Origin of the sequence: Streptomyces sp. 3211.6 (assembly GCF_003634815.1) — a bacterium.
GTDB lineage: Bacteria > Actinomycetota > Actinomycetes > Streptomycetales > Streptomycetaceae > Streptomyces > Streptomyces katrae_A.
In genome coordinates this window covers 6,809,307-6,831,099 of sequence record NZ_RBXC01000001.1, presented here as the reverse complement: position 1 = coordinate 6,831,099, position 21,793 = coordinate 6,809,307, and the positions used below count along the sequence as shown (strand labels likewise).

General features: G+C 70.7%; 20 protein-coding genes and 2 pseudogenes. 11 read left to right on the top strand and 11 right to left on the bottom strand.

From position 1 onward, the window contains the following. Positions 1-33 precede the first annotated feature (33 nt). From BX286_RS31415 to BX286_RS31395, 6 genes and pseudogenes are all read right to left on the bottom strand, one after another. Positions 34-741, bottom strand: a pseudogene (locus BX286_RS31415) (JmjC domain-containing protein); the annotation flags it as partial. 89 nt (positions 742-830) lie between these two features. After that, on the bottom strand, positions 831-998 hold the full coding sequence (locus BX286_RS36810) for a hypothetical protein (RefSeq protein ID WP_187344224.1): 168 nt from the start codon (positions 996-998) through the stop codon (positions 831-833). 312 nt (positions 999-1,310) lie between these two features. Next, complete coding sequence (locus tag BX286_RS31410; protein ID WP_121017030.1) at positions 1,311-2,198, bottom strand: DUF5655 domain-containing protein; 888 nt, start codon at positions 2,196-2,198, stop codon at positions 1,311-1,313. A 233-nt stretch (positions 2,199-2,431) separates the two neighbouring features. After that, on the bottom strand, positions 2,432-2,971 hold the full coding sequence (locus tag BX286_RS31405; protein ID WP_121017029.1) for a hypothetical protein: 540 nt from the start codon (positions 2,969-2,971) through the stop codon (positions 2,432-2,434). 156 nt (positions 2,972-3,127) lie between these two features. Further along, positions 3,128-4,558 (bottom strand): HNH endonuclease, encoded by a 1,431-nt coding sequence (locus tag BX286_RS31400; protein WP_121017027.1) that lies wholly within the window; start codon positions 4,556-4,558, stop codon positions 3,128-3,130. A gap of 113 nt (positions 4,559-4,671) precedes the next feature. Then, positions 4,672-5,709, bottom strand: a complete 1,038-nt coding sequence (locus BX286_RS31395; RefSeq protein WP_121017026.1) for a DnaB-like helicase C-terminal domain-containing protein — start codon at positions 5,707-5,709, stop codon at positions 4,672-4,674. Between the two features lie 303 nt (positions 5,710-6,012). On the opposite strand from BX286_RS31395, the gene BX286_RS31390 reads away from it, so the two are divergent. The 3 genes from BX286_RS31390 to BX286_RS31380 all read left to right on the top strand — a co-directional run bounded on the left by BX286_RS31390 (position 6,013) and on the right by BX286_RS31380 (position 7,994). After that, the gene (locus BX286_RS31390; RefSeq protein ID WP_121017024.1) at positions 6,013-6,525 is read left to right on the top strand and encodes a hypothetical protein; all 513 of its coding nucleotides are present in this window, start codon (positions 6,013-6,015) and stop codon (positions 6,523-6,525) included. 104 nt (positions 6,526-6,629) lie between these two features. Then, positions 6,630-7,211 carry an endonuclease domain-containing protein gene (locus BX286_RS31385; protein ID WP_121017023.1) on the top strand — a complete coding sequence of 194 codons (582 nt, stop codon included), beginning with the start codon at positions 6,630-6,632 and terminating at the stop codon, positions 7,209-7,211. A 351-nt stretch (positions 7,212-7,562) separates the two neighbouring features. Then, entirely contained in the window at positions 7,563-7,994 is a 432-nt protein-coding gene (locus BX286_RS31380; RefSeq protein WP_121017021.1) for an NUDIX hydrolase, read from the top strand. Here BX286_RS31380 and BX286_RS38115 read toward each other — a convergent pair. The 3 genes from BX286_RS38115 to BX286_RS31360 all read right to left on the bottom strand — a co-directional run bounded on the left by BX286_RS38115 (position 7,951) and on the right by BX286_RS31360 (position 12,576). Beyond that, positions 7,951-8,457 (bottom strand): DUF5133 domain-containing protein, encoded by a 507-nt coding sequence (locus tag BX286_RS38115; protein WP_121017019.1) that lies wholly within the window; start codon positions 8,455-8,457, stop codon positions 7,951-7,953. The genes BX286_RS31380 and BX286_RS38115 overlap by 44 nt on opposite strands. Before the next feature lie 312 nt (positions 8,458-8,769). Continuing rightward, a complete protein-coding gene (locus BX286_RS31370) occupies positions 8,770-10,530 on the bottom strand; it encodes a hypothetical protein (protein WP_121017018.1) in 1,761 nt (586 codons plus the stop codon). A gap of 1,080 nt (positions 10,531-11,610) precedes the next feature. Next, positions 11,611-12,576, bottom strand: a complete 966-nt coding sequence (locus BX286_RS31360) for a pirin family protein (RefSeq protein ID WP_121017016.1) — start codon at positions 12,574-12,576, stop codon at positions 11,611-11,613. 112 nt (positions 12,577-12,688) lie between these two features. On the opposite strand from BX286_RS31360, the gene BX286_RS31355 reads away from it, so the two are divergent. The 6 genes from BX286_RS31355 (at position 12,689) to BX286_RS31330 (ending at position 16,972) form a co-directional block, all read left to right on the top strand. Beyond that, complete coding sequence (locus BX286_RS31355; RefSeq protein ID WP_121017783.1) at positions 12,689-13,882, top strand: methyltransferase; 1,194 nt, start codon at positions 12,689-12,691, stop codon at positions 13,880-13,882. 63 nt (positions 13,883-13,945) lie between these two features. After that, positions 13,946-14,704: a MerR family transcriptional regulator gene (locus BX286_RS31350; RefSeq protein ID WP_261993559.1), complete on the top strand. Its 759-nt coding sequence runs from the start codon at positions 13,946-13,948 to the stop codon at positions 14,702-14,704. A gap of 176 nt (positions 14,705-14,880) precedes the next feature. Beyond that, entirely contained in the window at positions 14,881-15,474 is a 594-nt protein-coding gene (locus tag BX286_RS31345) for a DUF6230 family protein (protein ID WP_079430854.1), read from the top strand. Next, on the top strand, positions 15,465-15,902 hold the full coding sequence (locus BX286_RS31340) for a DUF6114 domain-containing protein (RefSeq protein WP_121017015.1): 438 nt from the start codon (positions 15,465-15,467) through the stop codon (positions 15,900-15,902). The genes BX286_RS31345 and BX286_RS31340 overlap by 10 nt, the downstream gene beginning before the upstream one ends. After that, entirely contained in the window at positions 15,899-16,549 is a 651-nt protein-coding gene (locus BX286_RS31335; protein WP_079430853.1) for a hypothetical protein, read from the top strand. Before BX286_RS31340 ends, BX286_RS31335 begins: the two co-directional genes overlap by 4 nt. A 99-nt stretch (positions 16,550-16,648) precedes the next feature. Continuing rightward, positions 16,649-16,972, top strand: coding sequence for a DUF2087 domain-containing protein (locus BX286_RS31330; RefSeq protein ID WP_079430852.1), 324 nt, complete (start codon positions 16,649-16,651; stop codon positions 16,970-16,972). Here the strand turns inward: BX286_RS31330 and BX286_RS31325 are convergent. Then, complete coding sequence (locus tag BX286_RS31325) at positions 16,945-17,709, bottom strand: metallophosphoesterase (protein ID WP_121017013.1); 765 nt, start codon at positions 17,707-17,709, stop codon at positions 16,945-16,947. The two genes, BX286_RS31330 and BX286_RS31325, sit on opposite strands and share 28 nt — an antisense overlap. A 312-nt stretch (positions 17,710-18,021) precedes the next feature. Between BX286_RS31325 and BX286_RS31320 the strand changes: the two are divergent. Together BX286_RS31320 and BX286_RS31315 are read left to right on the top strand one after the other, a co-directional pair. After that, a pseudogene (locus tag BX286_RS31320) lies at positions 18,022-18,669 on the top strand (phosphoribosyltransferase); the annotation flags it as partial. A gap of 884 nt (positions 18,670-19,553) precedes the next feature. Continuing rightward, positions 19,554-20,306, top strand: coding sequence for an SDR family NAD(P)-dependent oxidoreductase (locus BX286_RS31315; protein ID WP_100862335.1), 753 nt, complete (start codon positions 19,554-19,556; stop codon positions 20,304-20,306). A 15-nt stretch (positions 20,307-20,321) separates the two neighbouring features. On the opposite strand, the gene BX286_RS31310 is transcribed toward BX286_RS31315, so the two are convergent. Further along, on the bottom strand, positions 20,322-21,761 hold the full coding sequence (locus tag BX286_RS31310; protein ID WP_121017010.1) for an NAD(P)/FAD-dependent oxidoreductase: 1,440 nt from the start codon (positions 21,759-21,761) through the stop codon (positions 20,322-20,324). Positions 21,762-21,793 lie beyond the last annotated feature (32 nt).

Below are 21,793 nucleotides of genomic sequence, written 5' to 3'. Positions count from 1 at the left end.
CCGCACGCGAGATCCGCACTGACTTCGACCGCCCCACCCCCGACGAGATCGCCGCCCTGTCCCAGCTCCCCGTCGCCTCGATCCGCCGTCGCCTTGGTCGGTGCGGGTGGCTTGGTGCCAGTGGCCGCGCGGGATGTGCATGACCTCGCCGGCGCGGAGAGTGCCCTGCCAGATCGAGGTCTCAGGCGGAGTGTTGTTCGGGGCGGCGTCCCGGTACATGGGGACCGGCCGCGAGGTGCCGCGTACGTCCCAGGACTTCTCGCCGGCGACTTGGACGATGACCACGTCGTGGTCGTCCCAGTGGAGGGCGAACCCTGCGGCGTCCTGCGTGGTCAGGTAGGCGTTGACCTGGACGAGCTCGCGGGACCACCACTGGAGGGCGCGGCAGGCGACTTCGAGGCTTGGGTCGAAGAAGTCGAGCTCGTCGAGGACGAGGGTGGCGCCTTCCTGCATGATCGCGGAAAGGCGGGTCATGTTCGTGAAGCGGATGCCCTGGCCGCGGCGGGTGACTGTGTCGGTGAAGTACTCGCCGGGGTGGAGCTCGCGTCCGTTCTGGAAGGCGCGGAACTGAGGGTGGGACAGACTGCGTCGCATGACAGTGTCCAAGAGGCGGGTGGGGCTCATCAACCGGGCCGGAAGCCCAGGGTCAGCGAGGTGGCCTCGGGCAAACTCCCTGCCCATGGGGGCGGGCCCGGTCCAGCCGAGGGCGGTTTCGAGGGCTTGGACGAGCTGGTGGTGCACGGCGTCCTCCGGAGACTTCGGGTGCGGCCGGGCCCACCCTGGAGAAGGGGCGGGCCCGGGCTGCAGAGCGGCTCGAACGGGGGCAGCGGTTACGCCTCGGGGTGGTTCAGGCCGTCGCGGTTCTCTCCGTCATCGCCGGCCGAGGTGCCGGTGGGATCGGATTCCTGGGTGTCGAAGCGGTCCTGCACACGAGCAAGGTGCTCGATCGCGATGAGCAGTGGAGAGGTTCCGGTCTCTTCGGACTGACGCTTAGCCATGGTCGTCTTCGCTCGCTTCCTGCCGAAGTGGGCTGGACGTGCTCGGAAGTATGGAACCCTGCCCGCTCGAACGCCTGTACGCAAGATGCGAACGAGCCCCATCCAGGCGCTACCGAGCAGGTATCCCAGCCAGTGGCTGGGCGATACATAGCGCAGGATCCCCGGTTTCCGAAACCGGGGATCCTGCCGAAGATGGACTGCACCACCGCCACGTCCTACCCGTCCACCGAAAGGAGCCCGCCAAGAGCCAGCACCGCGTCCCGACGCGACCAGCCGTGACTCCCCAGGCGTCGCCGCCCCGGCTACACCGGCCTACGCTGCGGCGTAGGACAACCGGAACAGGTCCATTGCCCGCTCCACGTCCCTCTCCGAGCGCAGCTGGACCTCAAGATCGCCGGTGCCGTGATGCCCAAGCCCTCTTACGTCCCTGGTGAATCCTGGTACGAGGTCGACGGCCTCCGGGGCCGCCTTGAGGTAAACGAGCAGCTTGTCCTGCCGCGACGTCACACAGGCGAAGTTACGCAGGCGCTGGTACGCGTCGTACTGCTTGCGCTCGACCTTCGTCACGTCGGCACCGAGGGCCAGCAGCGCTTCGTCAACCACTGCGGCCAGCTCCACCATTGCCCCCGCCGGATTCGGCCGCGATGCCGCACCGCCGGCGTTCCCGCGGCGCATGCGCGGGGATGCCTTGGGCTGCGCCGCGACGGAAGCGACCGTCTCCAGCGCGATGAGGCCCTTCCCGTAGAGGCGGTAACGCACGAGGTCGATCGACCGGCGGTGTTCCCCGACGGCGTGGAGGTCGTATCGGGTGTAGTCCCCCGCGACACAGATCAGCCTGGGTGCCTTCCACATCACCTGGGCGGCAGCCGCAGAGCCCAGGCGCTCACGCACCAGGGCATGGAACTCCTGCCGGTGGTCGACCAACCAGGCCATGTAGAACAGGCCCTGCGAGAGGACACCGGGGTCGGTGGCCCTCTTGTACTCGACGATCACGGGCGAGCCGTTCTCGTCCAGCCCGAGCGAGTCGATGCGCCCTCCGTGCACGGGGCCGGTGCTGTATTCGCTCGCCAGGAACCGCACTCCGAGCATGACCTCCATCGCGCCTTCGACGAGGGCCTGCACCTCTGCCTCTTCATCGGCCAATCGCGGCGCAACCTCCGTGACGCCGCCCTTCGTGCTGAACAACCTCAGCGTCGACACCCCCCATCGTCGGCATCCCCAACACGAACGGCTTCGGGACTATTTCCGGAGGTGAGCGATTCCCTTGGCCGACTACGGAGCGTCACGGGAGCTAGGAGCGCCTGCCGCGCCGGCCCACGCTGGCTGGTTGGGAGCGGAGAGGCGAGGGGAGTTGTCGCTCGGGGTGCCACTGACCGCGCCTTGCCGTCGACCGTGTGAGCCCCGCATAGCGGTGCGGGGCTCGGGTTGGTGGGTCAGAGGCAGGTGCAACCGAGGCGGCGGGCACGTTCGGTTCGGAGATCAGCCACACGCTTGTCCCAGGCGTCGCGGATGTGCTGGACGGATTCCCCGGCCTTGATCCCGCTGGACGGATACTTGATCTTGTCCCGGGTGCCGGTCTGGGTGGTGTAGCGGAGCAGGAGCCCGGCCCAGTCCCGGCGGACCAGGGCCGTGTGGAGCGCGGCGGAGGCGGCCCGTTCCAGCTGCAAGGCGGCGTAGGTGCTGCGCAGGTCCTTCGGCGTCGTGGGAAGGTTACGGGCCCACTCCTCGCGTACGGCGGGGTGGATGGGGATCGGGTGGAGTTCTTCGAGCCGGAAGATCATGTTCTCCTGGTACATCCGCAGTTCCTTGGCCGCGTAGTCGGTCAAGGCTTCCTCGACGGCCTGGGCCTCGCTGGTGGTTAGCCTCACGGCTGGGTCGGTGGGGGGCAGGATGTCATCCGGGTGCATCCAGGCGAGCGGGCAGCGTGTCGACTGGCCGGCGGTGTTTGGGGTGATCATCTCGGTGTTCTCCATCCACAGGTCAGTGGTGCATTGCTGATCAGGGTCCGGGGCTCCGCGCCCCTTGAAGGTCTCGGCCAGCGCTTTAGAAGTCGGGGCTAATTTGCGGCATCACGGAACAGCCAGGCCTAGAGAGTCCCGCGACACGGGTCGGGGGCTACGCGGCTGCGGTCAGTCGCTCGATGCTGGCGCGCAGGCACGTGTGTCCCCAGTCGAGCGCGGGTCGGCCTGGTCGGCGGCAGGCATGCGCGCAAGACTGCCTCCGGGCGCGAACTCTGGAGGGAGTCGGACAGGGCTGGCGGTCCCATTGGCCGACTCCTGCGGGTCCGGGACAGCCAGGACGGTCTGATGGGCCGATCCTGCCTTCAGGGCCGCAGCGAAGACATCCAGGGTGTTGTAGCCGCCGTGCTGACGGAGCTCTTCCAGCCCAGCGCGGAGTCTTGACCGTTCTTCAGAGGAGGGCCAGGCGAAATCGGGAGAGGCGTGCTTCCAGGCGTAGGCCCAAACCTCCTCCGCGTGCAGAAGGGTTGGGCGGGCTCCGAGGACATCACGCTGTTCCGCACTCAGACCTGCGTAGAGGTCTGCGGTGTCGCCGAGGCCAGCAGCGGCTGCGGCCAGGATCACGGGTATGGGGTGGGCGCCCGCTTCGTAGAGTTGGGTGCAGTTGGCCCAGAGGGCGTCGAGAACTTCCTTGGGCGGCGCCTCCCCGTGTGAGAAGTGCCAGGCGTATTCGAACACGGAATGCGCCACGTACTGGTCGATGAAGGTCTTCTGATCTTCATGATGCTGGATGGCCTGGCGGGCGTCGGCTGTGGCGAACCAAGCCCCGTACTCGGCGGACTGGACTAGCTCGCCTGGGGTGCGGCCTAAGGCCAGAGCCTCATGAGCCGTCGTCCGGAACTCCGCTTCATGTTCCGGGGTCGGGCCCGGCAGGAGAGACGCCCACTCTTGGCCCCAGAGAAGGAGCGCTGTTTCAACAGCGAGCGCATCCACGTCGCCCGTGGCCCCGGCTTCGGTGAGGTTGACAGCCGCCGGTGCGAGATGGGCCCGGGCTTCTGCGTGCAAGGCGTGGATCTGCTTCCAGGCTATGCCGCAGCAGTACTTGAACTTGTTCTCCGCTTTCACGGAGTCGTAGCCCATGGATGTGTCGACGATCGCTTCCCATACCCAGGACGGCAGTCCCGCGATGCGAAAGCGTTCGATGCTTGCCTTCCACCCGGCGGGCAGCGGAAAGGTTTGGCGCGCCGGGCCTTCGCCCCTGCCCCAGGCGTTCCACTGAGCGAGGAACGCCTGCCGGTACTCCTGCTTCGGCTTTTCCTGCTCCAGCAGATTGTCTGCGGCCCGCTGCATGGCAGCGGCCCAGCGCATCGCGTCTTCGGCCACATCGGCGACAAGGTCTGCTCCCACGGTGCTGCTGCTCTTGCCGTTGTTGCATGGCTCGCAGCTGGTGACCAGGTTGTCGGCTGTGTCGGTGCCTCCTAGCGCGAGGGGCACGACGTGGTCGATGCGGAGAGGGACTGCAGGTGCGGCAGCTCCGCAGTATCGACAGGTGTGATTGTCGCGGCGCAAGATTTCATAGCGCAGGCGCTTCGATACGGGCATGAGGGCCTCCTTCGGCCATGTCCGGTGCTGCTGGGTGAAGTGGTGTTCGTGGGCCGCTGCCTGTGGCGCGGGTGAGCGCTGGGGCTCAGCTCCCAGCTGGTGGTGGCGCGAGATCAGGGCGTGAAAGGGCCAGCATGCAGAGAGACGAACCGGCAGCGCTCCTCTTCGAGGAAGAGCTGCGCGGAGCCGGCCTGGGATGGGCGCGGGCGCAGCACTGTCAGTGTCGAGGCGGCCGAGTCGTCCTCACGGCGGGCGAACCAGGAGCTGTTGTCGCGGTGGAGCGCCAGGATCGAGTCCGCGCCTCGCAGCTCTGGCGGCAGGTGCTCGGCGCTGATGGCCTCGTCCTTGGACTCGGTCAGAACCCGGGCGGTCACCACGACGGGAATCTGGTTCTCCTGCGCGATCCGACGTGCCTGGTGCATGGAGTCGGCGAGATCGAGGCCGTCGTCGGTGAACTGACTGAAGTGCTGAATGGTGTCGAGGACCCAGAGGTCCAGCCGCCGACCGCGCGCGTTCGCCATGGTCCGGCCCTCCCGGAAGACCGCGCGGACCGCGTCGCCGGGGTGCGGATTGTGAATGAACAATGGCAGCGAGCTCATGTCCGCGTTGACCTTGGCCTTGAAGGCATCCCAGCCCTCAGGGGGAGCCTGCCTGCGGACATCGAACCCGTACTTGGCGTTCAGTACCTTCCGCCACAGACCCTCGTCGGACGTCTCGCCCGAGGTGAACAGGCACGTCACGCCCCGCTCGGCGTTGTGAGCCGCGATGTTCAGCGCCATGGTCGTGCGCCCGGCGGTGGGCAAGGAGACCAGAACCGTGATGCTGCCTGGCTCGAGGTGGACCAGATCGCCGGTGCCCCGCCACGGAAGGGAGGGGGTCCGAGACCCGTCGGCGGGCTGGGGGTGTGTATGCGTACCGAAGACGGCGGGGCTCGCCTGCGTCTGAGGAAGGATCGCGGCGGTCTCTGTGGCGGCCAGGATGCGCACGGCGCGTTCCCGGCCGGCGGCGTCCAGGGATGAGGGGAGGAGGCCCCGCTCGGCGGCGAGACGCACACGCCTCAAGGCTTCCTGATAGCCGCAGCCGATGGTCTTGTGCAGCGCACGGGCGATCTTCTGCTGGTGGGTGGTGTTGTGATGCGGCTTGGCGGTCACAGCGGTCTCCTGCACCCCTGGCGTACGCCGTCCCACCCCGACTACCGCCAGGTGCATGGAGAGTCTGGACTCGGCAGCACCAACGAACCTCTCGCCTCCCAGCGGCCGCTCGGTTCGCCGACGGCGGAAGGTGGGTTCCGCCTCAGCGCGCACAGACGAGGTGCGCTGAACAAACGGTACCCGCTCGATTGCCCTGCGGGGAGCTGTTGGCGAGACCAGTCGGTGAAAGACCGACCCCGCACACCGAAGTCAGGCATCCTCTGATGAGGTCCGAGCAGTCGGGCCTCGGCTCTGGGAGGGGCGATGGGCAGCAACCACCTCATCAGCGATGACGAGACCCGGAAGATCGCAGAGGGCTTTCTAGCTGACTCCGTGTGGCTCGGAGACGTGACCTGGGCCGAGAACGTCGTCATCGGTCCCAACGCGGCGCACCATGCTGGCTTCGACGGACAGTTCCCCAAGGACGCCCAACTCGCCGAGGGGCAGAAATGGTCATGGACTGTACGCTTCACAGACCCTGCCGGGGTCGAGAAGTCCCTGTCTCACGAGGTCGTCCTCGCGGGACTGACTCGCATCGTCTACGGCGACCACGACTCGCCTGATGGATGGAGTCACATGGGCATCCGCCAATGGTTCACCGAACCTGCTAGCGAGCGTAAGCGGCTTACTCTCTCCGCAGCGGACCACTCTCGGATCTGCCAGAAGGCTCTCTACGACAAGATCGTGTATGAGCCGAGGATGGAGGGTTTCCCGAAGAGCGACTGGTTCGAAGATCAGCGTGGATGCCTCGGCGGCGACCCAAAGAACACGCCGTGAGCGGTTGCAGGCATAGCCGCGCAGCACGGCACTTCTGCCATGCAGCGCGGACAGCACGAGCCGACGACGAGGGCACTGTCAGCGGCGAGCTTTAAGATCCCGGCATGGCTTCCTCGGAAGGGATCGAGCAGATCATGAACCGCATCGAACTCGAGGGGGACGGTGAGTTCTACAAGTGTGGGGCATGGGCCGCCCGCCTGGTGCGGGGCCGTGAGTGCCAAGGGTGCTACCGGATGCGCCGGGGCATCGAGAAGTACGGGCTCACCGTCCCCCAGTACAACGCCATCTGGCGCGCGCAGAATTTCCGGTGCGCCCTCTGCGGGGACAATGAGGAGCCCTGCGACGGCGGTATTCCTCACGTCGAACCACGCCCCTGGCAGATCGATCACGACCATCACTGCTGCGGCATGAAGGGCTCCAGCAACCGCTGCTGCGTTCGCGGGATCCTCTGCCGCCCGTGCAACCTCAACGAGCTGGCGCCGTATGAGCGCAAGCGCCGTCGCGGCGCCGGCTTTGCGATCCCGGACATCGACGCCTACCTAGCCAACCCGCCGGCGCGCCGCCCAGAAGCCCGTGTCATCCGCGGCCGCGACGATGCCTACCTGCCGACCTCCTGGGCCTTCATACACGATGCGGAGGTGGTCAAGCACGGATACATGAGGTGGTCGGGAGCCTTCCACCGCTGAGGCCCCACCGCCACTTGGACCGCGGGGAGACATGCTATATGCCGCAGTGCGCGCTCATGCGCTCCCTGTCACACCTCGGCCCATTAGGCCATCCTGGTGACATGGCGACCCTCCCGAAGGCTCCATGCCCTTCCTGTTCCGTACCGCACGCCTTGCTGCCTACCAAACGAATCGGTTACGGATCGGTTAAGGACCACAAGATCGAGCCCCGGGCATTGGTTCTGTGCCCAGGCAGCATGGTCCACGTCGCTTACGCCGATGCGCGAGCGTGGCAGCTCGAGTTCGAGCGCGCACAGCGGGACGCAACGGCGCCGGCCGGGGTGGAAGAAATGCTCTTCGAGGAATGAAGCCATGAGTGACCGGGAGGCGTCGCTGACTGGCAATGCTGGTCCCCAACCTCGCGTTGCTGCGGCCGTTGTGGCTCATGAAGGCCAAGTACTGCTCGTACGGCGAAGGGTTGTAGAGGGCCGACTCTCATGGCAGTTCCCGGCGGGCAAAGTCGAACCGGGTGAGTCCGTCGAGGAGGCCGCCGTCCGCGAGACAAAGGAGGAGGCCGGCCTGGATGTGGCCGCCGTTTGTCAGCTGGGCGAGCGGATCCATCCGATCACAGGTCGGCAAGTGTCGTACACCGCCTGTGAGGTAGTCGGCGGGACCGCGCGCGTGGGGGACACTGATGAAATCGCTGAGGTCGCGTGGGTAACCTTGTCCGAGATCCCGCGATACATCCCGTACGGGCTCTTCAAGCCGGTCCAGCGATACCTGGACGTTGCCCTTCGACCTTGACCGCGGCTACCAGGCCGCGATCCGCTGCTGTTTGACCACGCCTGAAGGTCGGAGACCTTGAACGGATCCTGGCGTTACGACCGGCCTGGCCGTTCAGTGCGTGGGCGCGTGCTGCCGGTGCTGACTGGGGTGCCCTCGGCATCGCTGGGGAAGCTTGCCGTTGAGGTGGGTGCCGCCGCAGTTCGGCTTCCTGCGGGGCGCTGTAGGCGGTGGTGCGGCCTATCAGCACGCACAGGGTGTAAGCGGCGTCCTGAAGCCCGGTCTGCAGCCGGCTGTCGTCGGGGGCGGCGAGGAGACGGCGGCGCAGGGCACGGAAGCGGGCCAGCTGCTCGCGGACCGCATGCGGCTGCGGGCGCAGGCGGCCGGGCGCTTCGGTGCGGTGGTCGGGGGAGCAGCGGGCTTGCTCGACCGCGGACCGTACGGCTTCCTCAAGGCGGCCCGGAAGCGGTGCATCGCCGGCCATGGCCGCCGCCAGGTCCAGTGCACTGCAGTCCGCGGCACGGGCGGCTTGGGCGAGTATTGCCTGCGCGGTTGGCGCGTCACAGGGCCAAGGCCATGAAGACGCCCGTGGCTCGCTCCAAGGCGCCGGGTTCCCCTCCACCTGCTTTTCCGCATGGCATGGAGTCCGGCTCTGGCCGCTGGAGCAGGCCCCACTCACACCGCACACCTGCCAGATCGTGAGAGGCCTACGCCGGGCCCGGGCTGCCGGCTCGCCGGACAACCATCTGTGGCGCGCGAAACGGGGCCGGCGCCCAGGCGCGCCGGCCCCGCGGGTTCAGTCCAGTCCGTGCACCATGCGGGCGAGGTGGTGGACTTCGTCGGCACGTCGTGCCAGTCCGGCCGCGTATTGCTGCGCCTGGGCACTGCCATGGGACAGCAGCAGACCGGACATGCCCAGCAGGCGGGCGCTGCCCAAGCTGGCCACATCCAGGGCAAGGGCAAGCATCTCCGGGGAGATGTCGTGGGCGGACAGAACGCCTTCGCGATAGCGGGTCATGTGCACGAGGCCGACCGGAGTGCTGTGGACGACCTGGCTGAGCAGCGAGTAGGCCACGGGTAGCCAGCCCGGCTCGGGGTAGGGCGCCCCCATCAGCAAAAGCATCTTGTCGATCGAAGGCAGCCGCTCACGACCCTTGGTGATCGTCTCCGGTCCCTGGACGACATGGTCGGGCATCGTCAGCAACCGAATGGCCGCGGCGCGGGCAACACCGTTGCCGGTGAACGTGGCGATCGCGGTCTTCTTCATCGCCCGGAACTCATCGAAGTATTGGGTGGACCGCTGCACGAACGCGTCCTCGTCCTGGACGTCCTGGACCAGCCAGGTGAAGCGGGCGGCTTCCTCCAGAAGCATCCGCGCGGCGAACACTGCTGTCACAGAGGCATGTTCGTCAAAGGTACTCATCACGGTGTTGAACGTGGAGTGGGCCCCGCCGTACGCGAGAACGCTCGCCAGCTTGGGGTCACCGTGAGCCCACGGATTGACGGTCCAGCTGCCGACGAACTCAGCGTAGCGGCGGACCGCCCCGATGACCGGACCGGCATGCAGAATGTCCGGCAGAACCTCGTGATACGCCACCAGCGCTTCGGGCCGCAGACGCCGCCTCCCCGCCGTTGCGCGGACCTTCGCAGTGGTCCCCGATACTGGCTTCGGGTCGCCGAGACCGTGCACTGTGTGCGCTGCGGTCACGACATCCTCGGTCAGCCGCAGCAGTGTTCCGAGAAACCCGGCCCGTTCGACCTCCGGCGGCCAACACTCCGGCACAGCCGCGCACACACCCAGAAGGGTCACGGTGACCCCGACAGCGGCAACATGCATGAAAAGTGCCTCGTGATCGGCCCGCAGGTCATGCCCGGCGGCACCTCCGGCGGCCAGGCTGCTCTGGAGCCCCAGTAGATTGCCGTGACCGGCGTGCGCCAGAACCATCACCGCCCCGCGCAGTCCGGACATGGCCAGCAGGCCCCGGGCGGCCTGCATCAGGTCCTCGACACTTCCGCCGAGCAGCGAGACCGGCGGAGTCCGGGTGGGGGAGGAGGCGAGGAACAGGTCCAGAAGCTCTGGCGTATCCGGCAGCGACGGCGCCGCAAGCGCCTCCAGGGACGAGCCCGTCAGGTTGGTGACGCCATCCAGTGGAACGAACCACCGGGCCAAGTTGGGGCAGGTCGCCTCGTGGGTGGCCAGGAAACCGCAGATTCGGTCGCGTTCTTCAAGCATGCTGCCCAGCAGACCCGGCCGCCTCTCCGTCGGCGATTCGGCGATCCACTGCCACCGCAGACCGTCATCGAACAGGCTGCGCGACAGAGCCCCCACGACGGTGCCGCCGGTACCCGAACCCAGCAGGGAGTCAGCGCAGGCGTACCGCCACCGGGCAAATGGAAACGCAGCCTCCGCGAGAAACTGGTCGGCCGGCCCGTCGAAGTGAAACACCGCAGGCAGCGTGTCCAGATGGAACCGCAGGGCGCGCGTCGCTGCCCGCATGGATGTCAGCGCTGGGTCGACTTCCCGCCCGTCCGGCCAGGTCCCCTTCGTCCCGCTCACATCTGCTGACATCTCTCCCCCTGTCCGTGCGTCCTGCCGCGATTGTCGCCGAATCGGCCAAGCGCTGAGGATGTCGAGCGGTGATGGTCAGCGGAGACCAGCCATCCGACGCGCTGGGTTGTCTCTCCAGCCTGTGCGGGTACCGCGGGCAGGGCGACCATGCAGGAGGCGCAGCGTCGGGCCTGGGCGGGTACGAGGCTGAGGCATTCAGGGCAGTCCCGTTTCGGGGTCTGGACGTCCTGGTGGGGGGCGAGGCGTTCGTGAAGCTTGTTGATCGGCAGTACGACCAGGAAATACAACGCGCTGGCGAGGAGGAAGAATCAGGGATGTCGTCTCTGCCTTCGGATGCTTGGAGACCACCCAAATTTGGGTGGTCGGCTGCTGCGCTCCCGCAGACTGCACCCGTGCCCCTCCGCACGCGATCAAGGCCTGGGCCGAGGCGTCTGCCAGCGGCGGCTGCTGGCGACCCTTAGAGCTTCGCCCATGCTCATGCAGCCATGATTCGCGACTGGCACCCGTGAGGCAGGTGAATTGGTGAGGTCGCACCTGCCCAACCCACAGCTCGTCGGCGCCAGCTTCACCACCCGCCAGTCCACAGACGTCGTCCTGCATGCACTCCGAAGGTTGGACTTACTCAACCGGCCCACCACGTGGTGGCCGGCCCCCAGGCCTCCCGCGCCCATACAGGCTTCCGCCACCGCCTGGTGGTGGGGACGGGGCCAAGCAAGGCTGTTGTCGCCTCTCCACAGGTGCCCACGCATACACACCACCGACGTATCGCATGTCTTGACTGTTCCGCTGACCAGGTCGCTGGCGCCAGCGACCCAATGGCAGCCACCCTGCCCAGTGCGGGTACCGGAAACTCAGCAGAGCCTGCGAGCAAATCTAACTACTCGTCAGTAAAGTCAGCAAAAGGTCAGCATCCGTCCGACTAAGCTTGGTTACAGCCTGCGACACATGAGACTCGACCGTCGGCACCGAAGGCTCTTACACCGCGCCCGGCAGCCCCCTCCGCGAAACCAAAAGCGGAGGGCCGAGAGCGAGCACCGCACCCAGCCCTCACCCACGCAAAACAGCAGGTCAACGCACCCTTCCCCTGGGCTTCAGGTGGGTGGGAGGCAGCTCTGGGGCAGGAATCGGAGGGCCGTCATAGCCCTTCACCTCGCCGAAGCGGGACCCGTTCATCCAGTCTTCTCGGGCCTGCGCGATATCATCGTGTGACCGTCCGATCCAGTTCCAGAACATGACGAGCTCCTCCTCGAACGGCTCCCCGCCCAGCAGCATCAGCCCCGCGTCCGACGTGGCCCGCAGGGGGAGTTCGCTGCGGCCGCAGCCCAGGTAGAGCATCGAGCCCGGGAGGAGGGGGACGCCGTCGGCGTGGGCCTCGCCGGACATGGAGAGGACCGCGTACTCGAAGTCCGGGTCGAGGGGGAGGCGGGTTTCGGTGCCGGCGGACAGGGCGAGGTCGGCGCCGACGATGGGGGTGTAGGCGGTGCCCGGGGAGGTCGCCGTGTCCAGGGTGCCGAGGATGACCGTGGCGTTGAGCCCGGGGGCCGTGACCTGCGGGAGGTCCGCGTGGTGCTGGAAGTGGGGGGCGACGTCGCGGTGGGCGTCGGGGAGGGCCACCCACAGCTGGGCGCCGTGCAGGAAGCGGGCGTGGGGGCGCGGGCTCTCCTCGGAGTGGCTGATGCCCCGGCCGGAGGTCATCAGGCCCAGCTCGCGCGGGCGGATCGTGGCCAGGCTGCCCACGCTGTCGCGGTGCAGGACCTCGCCCTCGTGCAGCCAGCTCACCGTCTGCAGGCCGGCGTGCGGGTGCGGGGCGACCTGCATGCCGGGCTCGTCGGCGATGTCGTCGGGGCCGTAGTGGTCGACGAAGCACCAGGCGCCCACCATCCGGCGGCCCAGGTTCGGCAGGAGGCGGCGGACCTCGGTGGACTCCCCGAGCCGGACCGTGCGCGGGCTGAGGAGCTCCCGTACCGGTTCGGCCACGACGAAGCCGCGGCCGCCGCAGGAGGACAGGGCCGGCTGGCGATCGAGATTGCTCATACGGGACAAGGTAGCCCCGCCGGGTCCGGTTGCCCCCGTTCCTCGTCCGGGAAAGACGCGGCGTGCGGGGCCCGGCGGCCGCCTCGGCTAGCCTGGGTCCGATATGAACCGCCTGACCACGCCTTTCGGCTCCTACGAACTCACCCGCTTCCCCGCCGACCCGCGCGACCGGCTCCGCGCCTGGGACGCCGCCGACGAGTACCTGCTGCGCCACCTCGACGCGGGCACCGGCGAGCGCGGCCCGGTGGACCTGGCCGGCGCCGGGCAGATCACGGTCGTCGGCGACCGCTGGGGCGCGCTGACCACGGCCCTGGCCGCCCACCACCCGGCCCAGATCACCGACTCCGCGCTGACCCGGGCGGCCACCGAGGCCAACCTCGACCGGGCCGGCATCGGCACCGCCAAGTCCACCGTGACCCTGCTGACCACGCGGGACGCGCCGCCCGCGCGGATCGACGTGCTGCTCGTCCGGGTGCCCAAGAGCCTGGCGCTGCTGGAGGACCAGCTCCGGCGGCTGGCCCCGCACCTGCACGAGGGCACGGTGGTCGTGGGCACCGGCATGGTCAAGGAGATCCACACCTCCACGCTGGACCTCTTCGAGAAGATCATCGGCCCGACGCGGACCTCCCTCGCCGAGAAGAAGGCCCGGCTGATCTTCTGCACCCCGGACCCCGCGGTCCTGGCCGGCGCCGGAGCCTCGCCGTGGCCGCTGACGTACACGGTGGACCAGGACGGGGGCTCGGGCGCCGGGCTGACCGTGGTCAACCACGCCGGGATCTTCTGCGCCGACCGGCTGGACGTCGGCACGCGCTTCTTCCTCCAGTCGATCCCCACCAACACCGACGGGGCCCGGGTCGTGGACCTGGGCTGCGGCAACGGTGTCGTGGGCACGGCGGTGCAGGTCGCCGACCCGGACGCCGAGGTGGTGTTCACGGACGAGTCGTACCAGGCCGTCGCCTCGGCGCGGGCCACCTACGAGGCCAACGTCCGCCCGGGCCGGCGGACGGCGGAGTTCCTCGTCGGCGACGGGGTGGCGATGCTGCCGCCGTCCTCCGTGGACCTGGTCCTCAACAACCCGCCCTTCCACTCGCACCAGGCGACGACCGACGCGACGGCGCTGCGCATGTTCGCGCAGTCGCGCAAGGTGCTGCGCCCGGGCGGGGAGCTGTGGGTGGTGGCCAACCGTCACATGGGCTACCACACGCATCTGCGCCGGCTCTTCGGCAACTGCGAAGTCACCGCGAGCGAACCGCGGTTCGTGGTCCTGCGGGCCGTCAAGCGCGAGGCGCCGCAGCGCACCCGGTGACGCGGCCCCGCCGCCCCATGTGACCTGCCGGTACACCCGCCGGTAGGTCCTACACTCGGCCGCGTGAGCACTGGGGCGGGGACGGACGACGGGCAGGGGCGGCGGCGCTGGCGCCGGGAGGAGGTGGCCCGGGCGGCCGGGGTGAAGGTGCGCAACCTGCGCTACTACCAGGAGCGCGGGCTGCTGCCCCCGCCGCGGCGCGAGGGCCGGATCGCCTGGTACTCCGACGACCACCTGACCCGGCTGCGGCTGATCAGCGACCTGCTGGGGCGCGGCTACACGGTCAACGGGATCGGCGAACTGCTGGCCGCCTGGGAGCAGGGTGGCGGGCTGTCCCAACTCCTCGGCCTGGAGCGGGAGATGACCCGGGACTGGGTGAGCGAGGAGCCGGTGACGATGACCCGGGCCGAGCTGCGCGAGCTGTTCGGCGCGGGGGCGACGGCCGCGCACACCCGACGGGCGGTCGAGCTGGGTTACGTACGGGTCGACGGGGACCGGGTGACGTATCCGAGCCGGCGGTTGCTGGAGGCGACGGTGGCGCTGGTGCGGCAGGGGATTCCGCTCGGGGAGGTCCTGGACGCCGGGGAGTTCGTGCAGGAGCAGGCGGCGGCGCTGGCCGACCGGTTCGTCGGACTGTTCCGGAGGCATGTGATCGGCCCGCAGGGACTGGGGCTGCTTTCGGCCACCCAGCTGGATCACGTCCGCGAGGCGGTTGCGGCGCTGCGGCCGGTGGCGGGTGAGGTGGTGGCCTCGGAGTTCGCCCGGGCGATGGGGCGGCGGGTGGAGGCCGAGGTGGCCGAACTGCTGCGTACGGAGCAGTAGGAGTCGGCCTAAAGGGTGCACTCGCACAACCTTGCCAACCACCATTGGCACTCTTACATTCAACTCGTCGGTAACAAAGGTGCACAGCCGAGATAAGGGACGATCTCGTGGCAGATTCACCGTACTTACCTGAATTCGATTCTGAGGGCGGGGTCGGCGCCGAGTCCGCGAGCAGAGTGGAGGGCAGGGTCCGCTGGCGCAGGTTCGCGCTGCTGACCGTGCCCGCCGTGGCGGTGACCGCCGGGCTGGGGATCGCGCTGGCCCAGGGTGCGCTGGCCGCCTCCTTCGCGGTGTCGGGCCAGCAGTTCAAGGTGTCGGCCGAGAGCCTGGAGGGGGAGGGCTTCGCCCAGTACGGCAGCGTCGACGTCAACGCCCGCCAGGAACTGATCCCCGTGGCCGTCACCGCCATCAAGGAGGCCAAGCTGCACAGCCTCTGCCAGTCGGTGGTCACCAGCCTGCCGGTCATCGGGGACATCTCCCTCAACCTGACCGCCGGCAAGAAGGCCCCGGTCGAGGCCTCCAACCTGTTCGTGGACGCCACTCAGCTCGCCGGTGACGCGGAGTTCACGAACATCGAGATCGGGCGCGACGCCTCCACCCTGGACAAGGGCCCGGCCGAGGCGCAGGGCATGCAGGACCTGTTCGCCCAGCAGGCGGACAAGGTCACCATCAGCAGCCTCCAGCAGACGGCGTGGGCGACCAACGCCGGCACCTTCAAGCTGTCCGGGCTGAGCATGAACATCAGCAAGGGCAAGAAGGAATGCTTCTGAGCCGCTGGCGGCGGTGGCGGCGCAGCAGGCCCTTCTGGGGCGGGCTCTTCGCCGTCCTGGCCGGGGCGTGGATCTGCGTACTTCCGCTGGCACCACTGAAGATCATGCTCCAGCAGGGCATCGCGGGGATCCCGTCCGTCCTGATGGGCATCATCATGATCGTCCTCGGTCTCACCGCCTGGTTCTCGCCCCGCCAGCGTGCCCTCGCCGGGGTGCTCACCACCCTGATCGCCACCGCCGCGCTGGTCCTGTCGAACCTCGGCGGGTTCCTGATCGGCACCCTGCTCGGCATCCTCGGCGGCGGGCTGATGTTCGCCTGGCAGCCGAACGCCGCCCCGCGCACCGGGGGCTCCGCCGCCCCCGCCCGGCCCTCCCCCGCCGGGACCTCCCCCACTCCGCACCCCGATCCCCAAGGAGCACAGCCATGAGCCGCACGCGTACCGCGCTCGCCCTCGGCATGGCAGCGGCCGCCGCCCTGACCGTGGCCTCCACCACCGCCCACGCCGCTCCGTTACCGCTGGCCGGGTCGACCACCGTCACCCCCGCCGGGCACGCCTTCAAGGCCGCCCTCAGCGGGAAGGCCACCCTCAAGGCCGGTTCGGTCACGGTGACCTGCACGGTCTCCGTCTCCACCGGCTCGGTGCCGGCCGCCCCCGGCAACCACAACGCGGCCGGGCCGGTGTCCTCGCCGATCTCCCCGCCCACGTACAGCTCCTGCACGTCCAGCATGCCGGGCGTGACCCCGACCGTGACCACGAGCGGCGCCTGGTCGGTGTCCATGCAGAACGGCTCGCCGGTCACGGCCACCATGACGGTGCCCACGGGCGGTCTGGTCGTGCACACGACGGGCCTGGCCACCTGTACGGTCACCGCGGCACCCGGCGGCCCGGCGAGCGTCCCGGGCACCTGGGCCAACGGGGCCCCGTCCAGCCTGACCTTCACCAACGCCGCCGTGCCGGTGACGGTGACCGGCGGCTTCGGCTGCCCGACCAGCGCGACCTCGTCCACCTTCAACGCGGTCTACCTGGTCTCCGACACGACCGACCCCGCGCAGCAGATCACCGTCGCGCCCTGACGGCCGTCCGGTCCGCCTCCGCCCCCGCCCCCGCGCTCCGTGGGGGCGGGGGCGGATATTGCGTTGCCGCGGCCGCGCGGGCGGGCGAAGCTCGGGGGCATGTCACAGAACACCGATCAGCCGAGCGCCGCAGCTCGGACGCACGAACCCTCCGACCGCACCCCGCGCGGGGTCGGCGACCTGTTCTCCGGCGGCCGTCTCGTCGCCATCCCGCGCAAGGCCGCCCGGCGCGAGCAGTTGCTGGCGCACCTCACCGAGACCTTGTTCGCCCCGGACCGGGAGTACTCGGAGCCCGAGGTGAACGACGCGCTGCGGACCGTGCACGAGGACTGTTCGGCGCTGCGGCGCTACCTGATCACCTCGGGGCACCTCACCCGGACCCGGGACGGCAGCAGCTACCGGCGGGCGACGACCACCCGGTAGTGGGTCGTCAGCCGCGCGTCCTCGCCCAGCACGTGGAAGGCGACGGCCGGCGGCTCGTCCAGGTACACGTGCTCGTCGGGGCCGGCCGGCGCCTCCCAGGGGAGCCGCAGGGTGGACGTCACCCCGGGCGCGACCAGCAGCGGCAGGCCCGCGAAGGTGGTCGCCGCCGCCGTGTGGGCGTGCCCGCACAGGAAGGCGCGCAGGTGGGGGTGGCGTCCGGCCAGGGCCGCGAGCCGCTCCTCGCCGAACTGGCGGATGTCGTCCACGTACGGGGTGTGCAGCGGGACGGGCGGGTGGTGGAAGGCGACCAGGACGGGCACCTCGTGCGGGGTCCCGGTGAGGACGCCGTCGAGCCACTCCAGGGTGGAGTCCTCCAGGCGGCCGTGGTCCTCGCCGGGGACGGAGGAGTCGCACACGGCCAGCACGAAGCCGTTCCCGCGCAGCACCTGGTCCACCGGCCCGGCGGACGGCTCCTCCTCGCCCAGCAGGCCGCGGCGGAAGGCGGTGCGCTCGTCGTGGTTGCCGGGGCAGACGACCATCGGGTGCCGCGAGACGAGGTGCTTGCGGGCCTGCTCGTACTCGTCCGGGGTCCCGTTGTCGGCGATGTCCCCGCTGACCAGCACCGCGTCCAGGTCGTACGGGAGGGCGTCCAGGTACTCCAGGACCGCGCGGGTGCGCTCGGCGGACCGGGGGCCGCCGTCGAAGTGGACGTCACTGAGCTGCGCTATCACGATCACGGACGGTGGCTCCTCCATCGCGGGTACGGGGCCGGCCGCGGGCCGGGTGGTGACGGTCGGTCACCTGAGGGCCGGGGCCTGCCCGTTCAACCTATCCGACCAGGCGGGAGGGGGTAAGGGGCCCTTTCCGCAGCGGTGGCGCGGCGCTCGTCCCCTCGGCTCCGCGCCCCGCTCGGCTCCGCGCCGCGCTCGGCTCTCTCCGCGCTCGCGGGACGGCCGCGGTTGCGCGACGACCCGGAATGGGGTTCGTTCGAAGGGGGTCCGTTCGACGGGCGGCCGTTCGACGGGCTTCCCGGGACGGGGTGAACCGTCATGTCCTTCACCGGCAGGGTCTTCGCCGACCGCGCGGACGCGGGGCGCGTACTGGCGGACGCGCTGCGTCATCTGGCGGGCGCGGACCCCGTGGTCCTCGGGCTGCCGCGGGGCGGTGTGCCCGTGGCGTACGAGGTGGCGCGGGCCCTCGGCGCCCCGCTCGACGTGATCGTGGTCCGCAAGCTCGGCGTGCCGGGCCACCGGGAACTGGGCTTCGGCGCCATCGGTGAGGGCGGGGTGCGGATCCTCAACGAGGACGTCCTGCGCCACAGCCGCGCCTCCCGGGCCGACCTCGACTCCGTCGAGCATGCCGAGGAAGCGGAGCTCGAACGGCGCGCACGGCGCTACCGGGAGGGCCGGGCGCGGGTCCCGCTCACCGGGCGGACGGTGATCGTCGTGGACGACGGGATCGCGACCGGGGCCACGGCCGCGGCCGCCTGCGCGATCGCCCGCGCCTCCGGGGCGGCGCGGGTGGTGCTGGCCGCCCCGGTGGCACCCCCCGAGGCGGTCGCCGCGCTGCGCGGGGCGGCGGACGAGGTGGTCTGCCCCTCCGTACGGCCCGGGTTCCGCGCGGTCGGCGAGTGGTACCGGGACTTCTCCCAGACCCCGGACGAGGAGGTCGTCGCCGTACTGGCCCGCGCGGCGAGCGGCACGGACCTCGCCCCCTGACGGTGCCGGGGACGCCGGGGGGTCCCGACGGCGGGCCGGGGCAACCGGGCCGCCAGGGCGACCGGACCACACCCTGATGGGCTGCGCACACCGGCTGCCCCCGGCACGGCCGGGCAGTCGGACCGCCCCCTGACGGGGCCGGGGACGCCGGGCGGTCCCGATGGCGGGCCGGGGCAATCGAACCGCACTCCGAGGGGGCCGCGCACGCCAGGCGGCTCCGCCGGCGAGCGGGGGGCGAACCGCACCCGGCCGGGATCGGGCGGACGCCACCGGGGTGGCCCCGGCAGCGGCCGGGGGCAGCCGAAGCACACCCGGAGGGGACCCGGCAGACACCCCCGGAGTGGCCTCGGCGGCGGGCCGTGCACAGCCGAAGCACACCGGCTGAAACCCGGCGGACGAACCCCGGACTGGCCCCGGCAGCGGGCCGGGCACAGCCGGGCCACACCCGGCCCGGGGCCCGGGCGGACACCGCCGGGGCGGCCCTGGCAGTGGGCTCCGGGCCGGCATCCGGGCCTGGGCGGTGGTGGTGCCGGGGCGGGTGGAGGTTCGGCGGAGGGTGGGTGGGGGTGGGGACGGAATCCGGGTGAGGGGGGCGCGGCTTCGTGATCAGATGGGGCGGTCAGCGCGCCGGGGACCGGCCCGGAGCCGGCCACCGAAGGAGTTCGCATGCCCCAGCCCGTGATCCCCTCCAGCCCGCCGGCCAGGGGGCGGCCACGAAGCGGCGCAGTCCGCCCGGAGGGCGGGGACCGCGGCGGCCGGGCGCAGGGGGACGTACCCGGTCTTGCGCCCGGTGCGGCGAGCGTGCGTGCCGAGCGGCGCGGCGCAGGCGGGACCTCGCGGACATCCCCGCGGGAGCGTGCCGCATGAGCCGGGGCGTACTGGTCACCGGGGCCTCCCGGGGGATCGGGCGGGCCGTCGCCGCCGCGTTCGCCCGGCAGGGCGACCGGGTCGCCGTCCACGCCTCCGCCCCGCACGCCGAGGCCCGGGAGACCCTGGCGGCCCTCGACGGGGAGGGCCACGTCCTGGTCACCGGCGACCTCGGCGACCCCGCGCGGGTCGAGGAGCTGGTGGGCGAAGCCTCCGCCGCACTGGGCGGGGTGGACGTCCTGGTGAACAACGCCGCGGCGATGGTCGCGCACCCGCTGCCCACCACCTCGTACGCGGACTGGCAGGAGGCCTGGCGGCGCACGGCCGCGGTGAACCTCTTCGGCGCGGCCGACGTCAGCTACTGCGTGGCCCGCCGGATGATCGACGAGGGCCGGCCGGGGCACATCGTCAACGTGGGCTCGCGCGGTGCCTTCCGGGGCGAGCCCGACCATCCGGCGTACGGGGCCACCAAGGCGGCCCTGCACGCCCTCGGCCAGTCCCTGGCCGTCTCCCTGGCGCCCCACGACATCACCGTGGCCTCCGTCGCCCCGGGTTTCGTGGCCACCGAGCGGGTCTCCGGCCGGCTCCGGGGCGCGGAGGGCGAGGGCATCCGTGCGCAGAGCCCCTTCGGCCGGGTCGCCGAGCCCGAGGAGATCGCCTCCGCCGTGCTGTACCTGGCCTCGCCCGCGGCACGGTGGAGCTCGGGGGCGGTGCTCGACGTCAACGGGGCCTCGTACCTGCGCACGTGAACCGGCTGCGCGTGCTCAGCCCCGGTAGGCCTCCAGCAGCCGGAGCCAGACCTCGCTGATGGTCGGGAAGGCCGGCACCGCGTGCCAGAGCCGGTCGATCGGGACCTCCCCGACGACGGCGACGGTGGCCGCGTGCAGCAGCTCGGCGGCGCCGGGCCCCACGAAGGTGACCCCGAGGAGCACCTCCCGGTCGAGGTCGACGACCATCCGGGCCCGCCCCCGGTAGCCGTCGGCGTACAGGCCGGCGCCGGAGACCTTGCCGAGGTCCTGGTCGACGGCCCGCACCCGGCGCCCGGAGCGCTCGGCCTCCGCCAGGGTCAGGCCGACGGACGCGGCCTCCGGGTCGGTGAACACGGCCTGCGGTACGGCCTCGGCGTCGGCGGTCGCGGCGTACGGGCCCCAGCGGGCGGTGCCCGGGGCCGGGGCGCCGTTCCCCCGGCCCGCGCGGGCGGCGATGGCGGCTCCGGCGATCCGGGCCTGGTACTTGCCCTGGTGGGTGAGGAGGGCCCGGTGGTTGACGTCCCCGACGGCATACAGCCAGTCGTGGCCCTCGACCCGGCAGCCGTCGTCGACGCGGATCCAGTCGCCGGGGGTCAGCCCGACGGTGTCCAGCCCGATGTCGTCGGTGCGCGGCGCGCGCCCGGTGGCCATCAGCAGTTCGTCGCCCTCCAGCAGCTCGCCGCCCTCGAGGACCACGGTGACGGGGCCCGTCGGCCCGTCCCGTACGACGGCTTCGACGGTCACCCCGGTCCGGACGTCCGCACCGGCCGTGGTCAGGGCCTCGGCGACCAGTTCCCCGGCGAAGGGCTCCATCCTCGGCAGCAGCCCCGAGCCGCGGGCCAGGACGGTGACCCGCGAGCCGAGGGCCTGCCAGGCGGTGGCCATCTCGCAGGCCACGACGGACCCGCCGACGATCAGCAGCCGGCCGGGGACGTGCCGGGCGGAGGTGGCCTCCCGGCTGGTCCACGCGCCGGCCCCGTGCAGTCCGGGGAGGTCCGGGAGGACGGGCCGCGTGCCGGTGGCGACGACGACGGCGTGCCGCGCGGAAAGGACGTGGTGCACCCCTTCGGGGCTGGTGACGGCGACCTTGCGGATGCCGTAGAGGCGGCCGTGGCCCCGGTACAGGTGGGCGCCGATGGAATCGAGCCAGTCGACCTGGCCGCCGTCCCTCCAGTCGCCCGTCCAGTAGTCGCGGTGCGCGAACACCGCCTCGGCGTCGAGCGGACCGGAGACGGCCCCGGCCAGGCCGGGCACCCGGCGGGCGTCGGCGCGGGCCAGCACCGGGCGCAGCAGGGCCTTGCTGGGGATGCAGGCCCAGTACGAGCACTCCCCGCCGACGAGTTCGCTCTCCACCAGTGCCGTGCTCAGCCCGGCGGCGCGGGTCCGGTCGACGATGTTCTCGCCTGCCGGGCCCCCGCCGAGCACCACGACGTCGTACTCCACCGGTTCGGTCATGCCGTCCAGTGTCGCCGTGGGACGGGGGCCGC

What these genes read in the sequence shown, in the direction of transcription:
- BX286_RS31380 (WP_121017021.1), top strand. Translation starts at nt 7,563, where the DNA reads ATGAGTGACCGGGAGGCGTCGCTGACTGGCAATGCTGGTCCCCAACCT.
- BX286_RS31330 (WP_079430852.1), top strand. Translation starts at nt 16,649, where the DNA reads ATGTCACAGAACACCGATCAGCCGAGCGCCGCAGCTCGGACGCACGAA.
- BX286_RS31390 (WP_121017024.1), top strand. Translation starts at nt 6,013, where the DNA reads ATGGGCAGCAACCACCTCATCAGCGATGACGAGACCCGGAAGATCGCA.
- BX286_RS31340 (WP_121017015.1), top strand. Translation starts at nt 15,465, where the DNA reads ATGCTTCTGAGCCGCTGGCGGCGGTGGCGGCGCAGCAGGCCCTTCTGG.
- BX286_RS31385 (WP_121017023.1), top strand. Translation starts at nt 6,630, where the DNA reads ATGGCTTCCTCGGAAGGGATCGAGCAGATCATGAACCGCATCGAACTC.
- BX286_RS38115 (WP_121017019.1), bottom strand. Translation starts at nt 8,457, where the DNA reads ATGGCCGGCGATGCACCGCTTCCGGGCCGCCTTGAGGAAGCCGTACGG.
- BX286_RS36810 (WP_187344224.1), bottom strand. Translation starts at nt 998, where the DNA reads ATGGCTAAGCGTCAGTCCGAAGAGACCGGAACCTCTCCACTGCTCATC.
- BX286_RS31400 (WP_121017027.1), bottom strand. Translation starts at nt 4,558, where the DNA reads ATGCCCGTATCGAAGCGCCTGCGCTATGAAATCTTGCGCCGCGACAAT.
- BX286_RS31405 (WP_121017029.1), bottom strand. Translation starts at nt 2,971, where the DNA reads ATGGAGAACACCGAGATGATCACCCCAAACACCGCCGGCCAGTCGACA.
- BX286_RS31360 (WP_121017016.1), bottom strand. Translation starts at nt 12,576, where the DNA reads ATGAGCAATCTCGATCGCCAGCCGGCCCTGTCCTCCTGCGGCGGCCGC.
- BX286_RS31335 (WP_079430853.1), top strand. Translation starts at nt 15,899, where the DNA reads ATGAGCCGCACGCGTACCGCGCTCGCCCTCGGCATGGCAGCGGCCGCC.
- BX286_RS31310 (WP_121017010.1), bottom strand. Translation starts at nt 21,761, where the DNA reads ATGACCGAACCGGTGGAGTACGACGTCGTGGTGCTCGGCGGGGGCCCG.
- BX286_RS31315 (WP_100862335.1), top strand. Translation starts at nt 19,554, where the DNA reads ATGAGCCGGGGCGTACTGGTCACCGGGGCCTCCCGGGGGATCGGGCGG.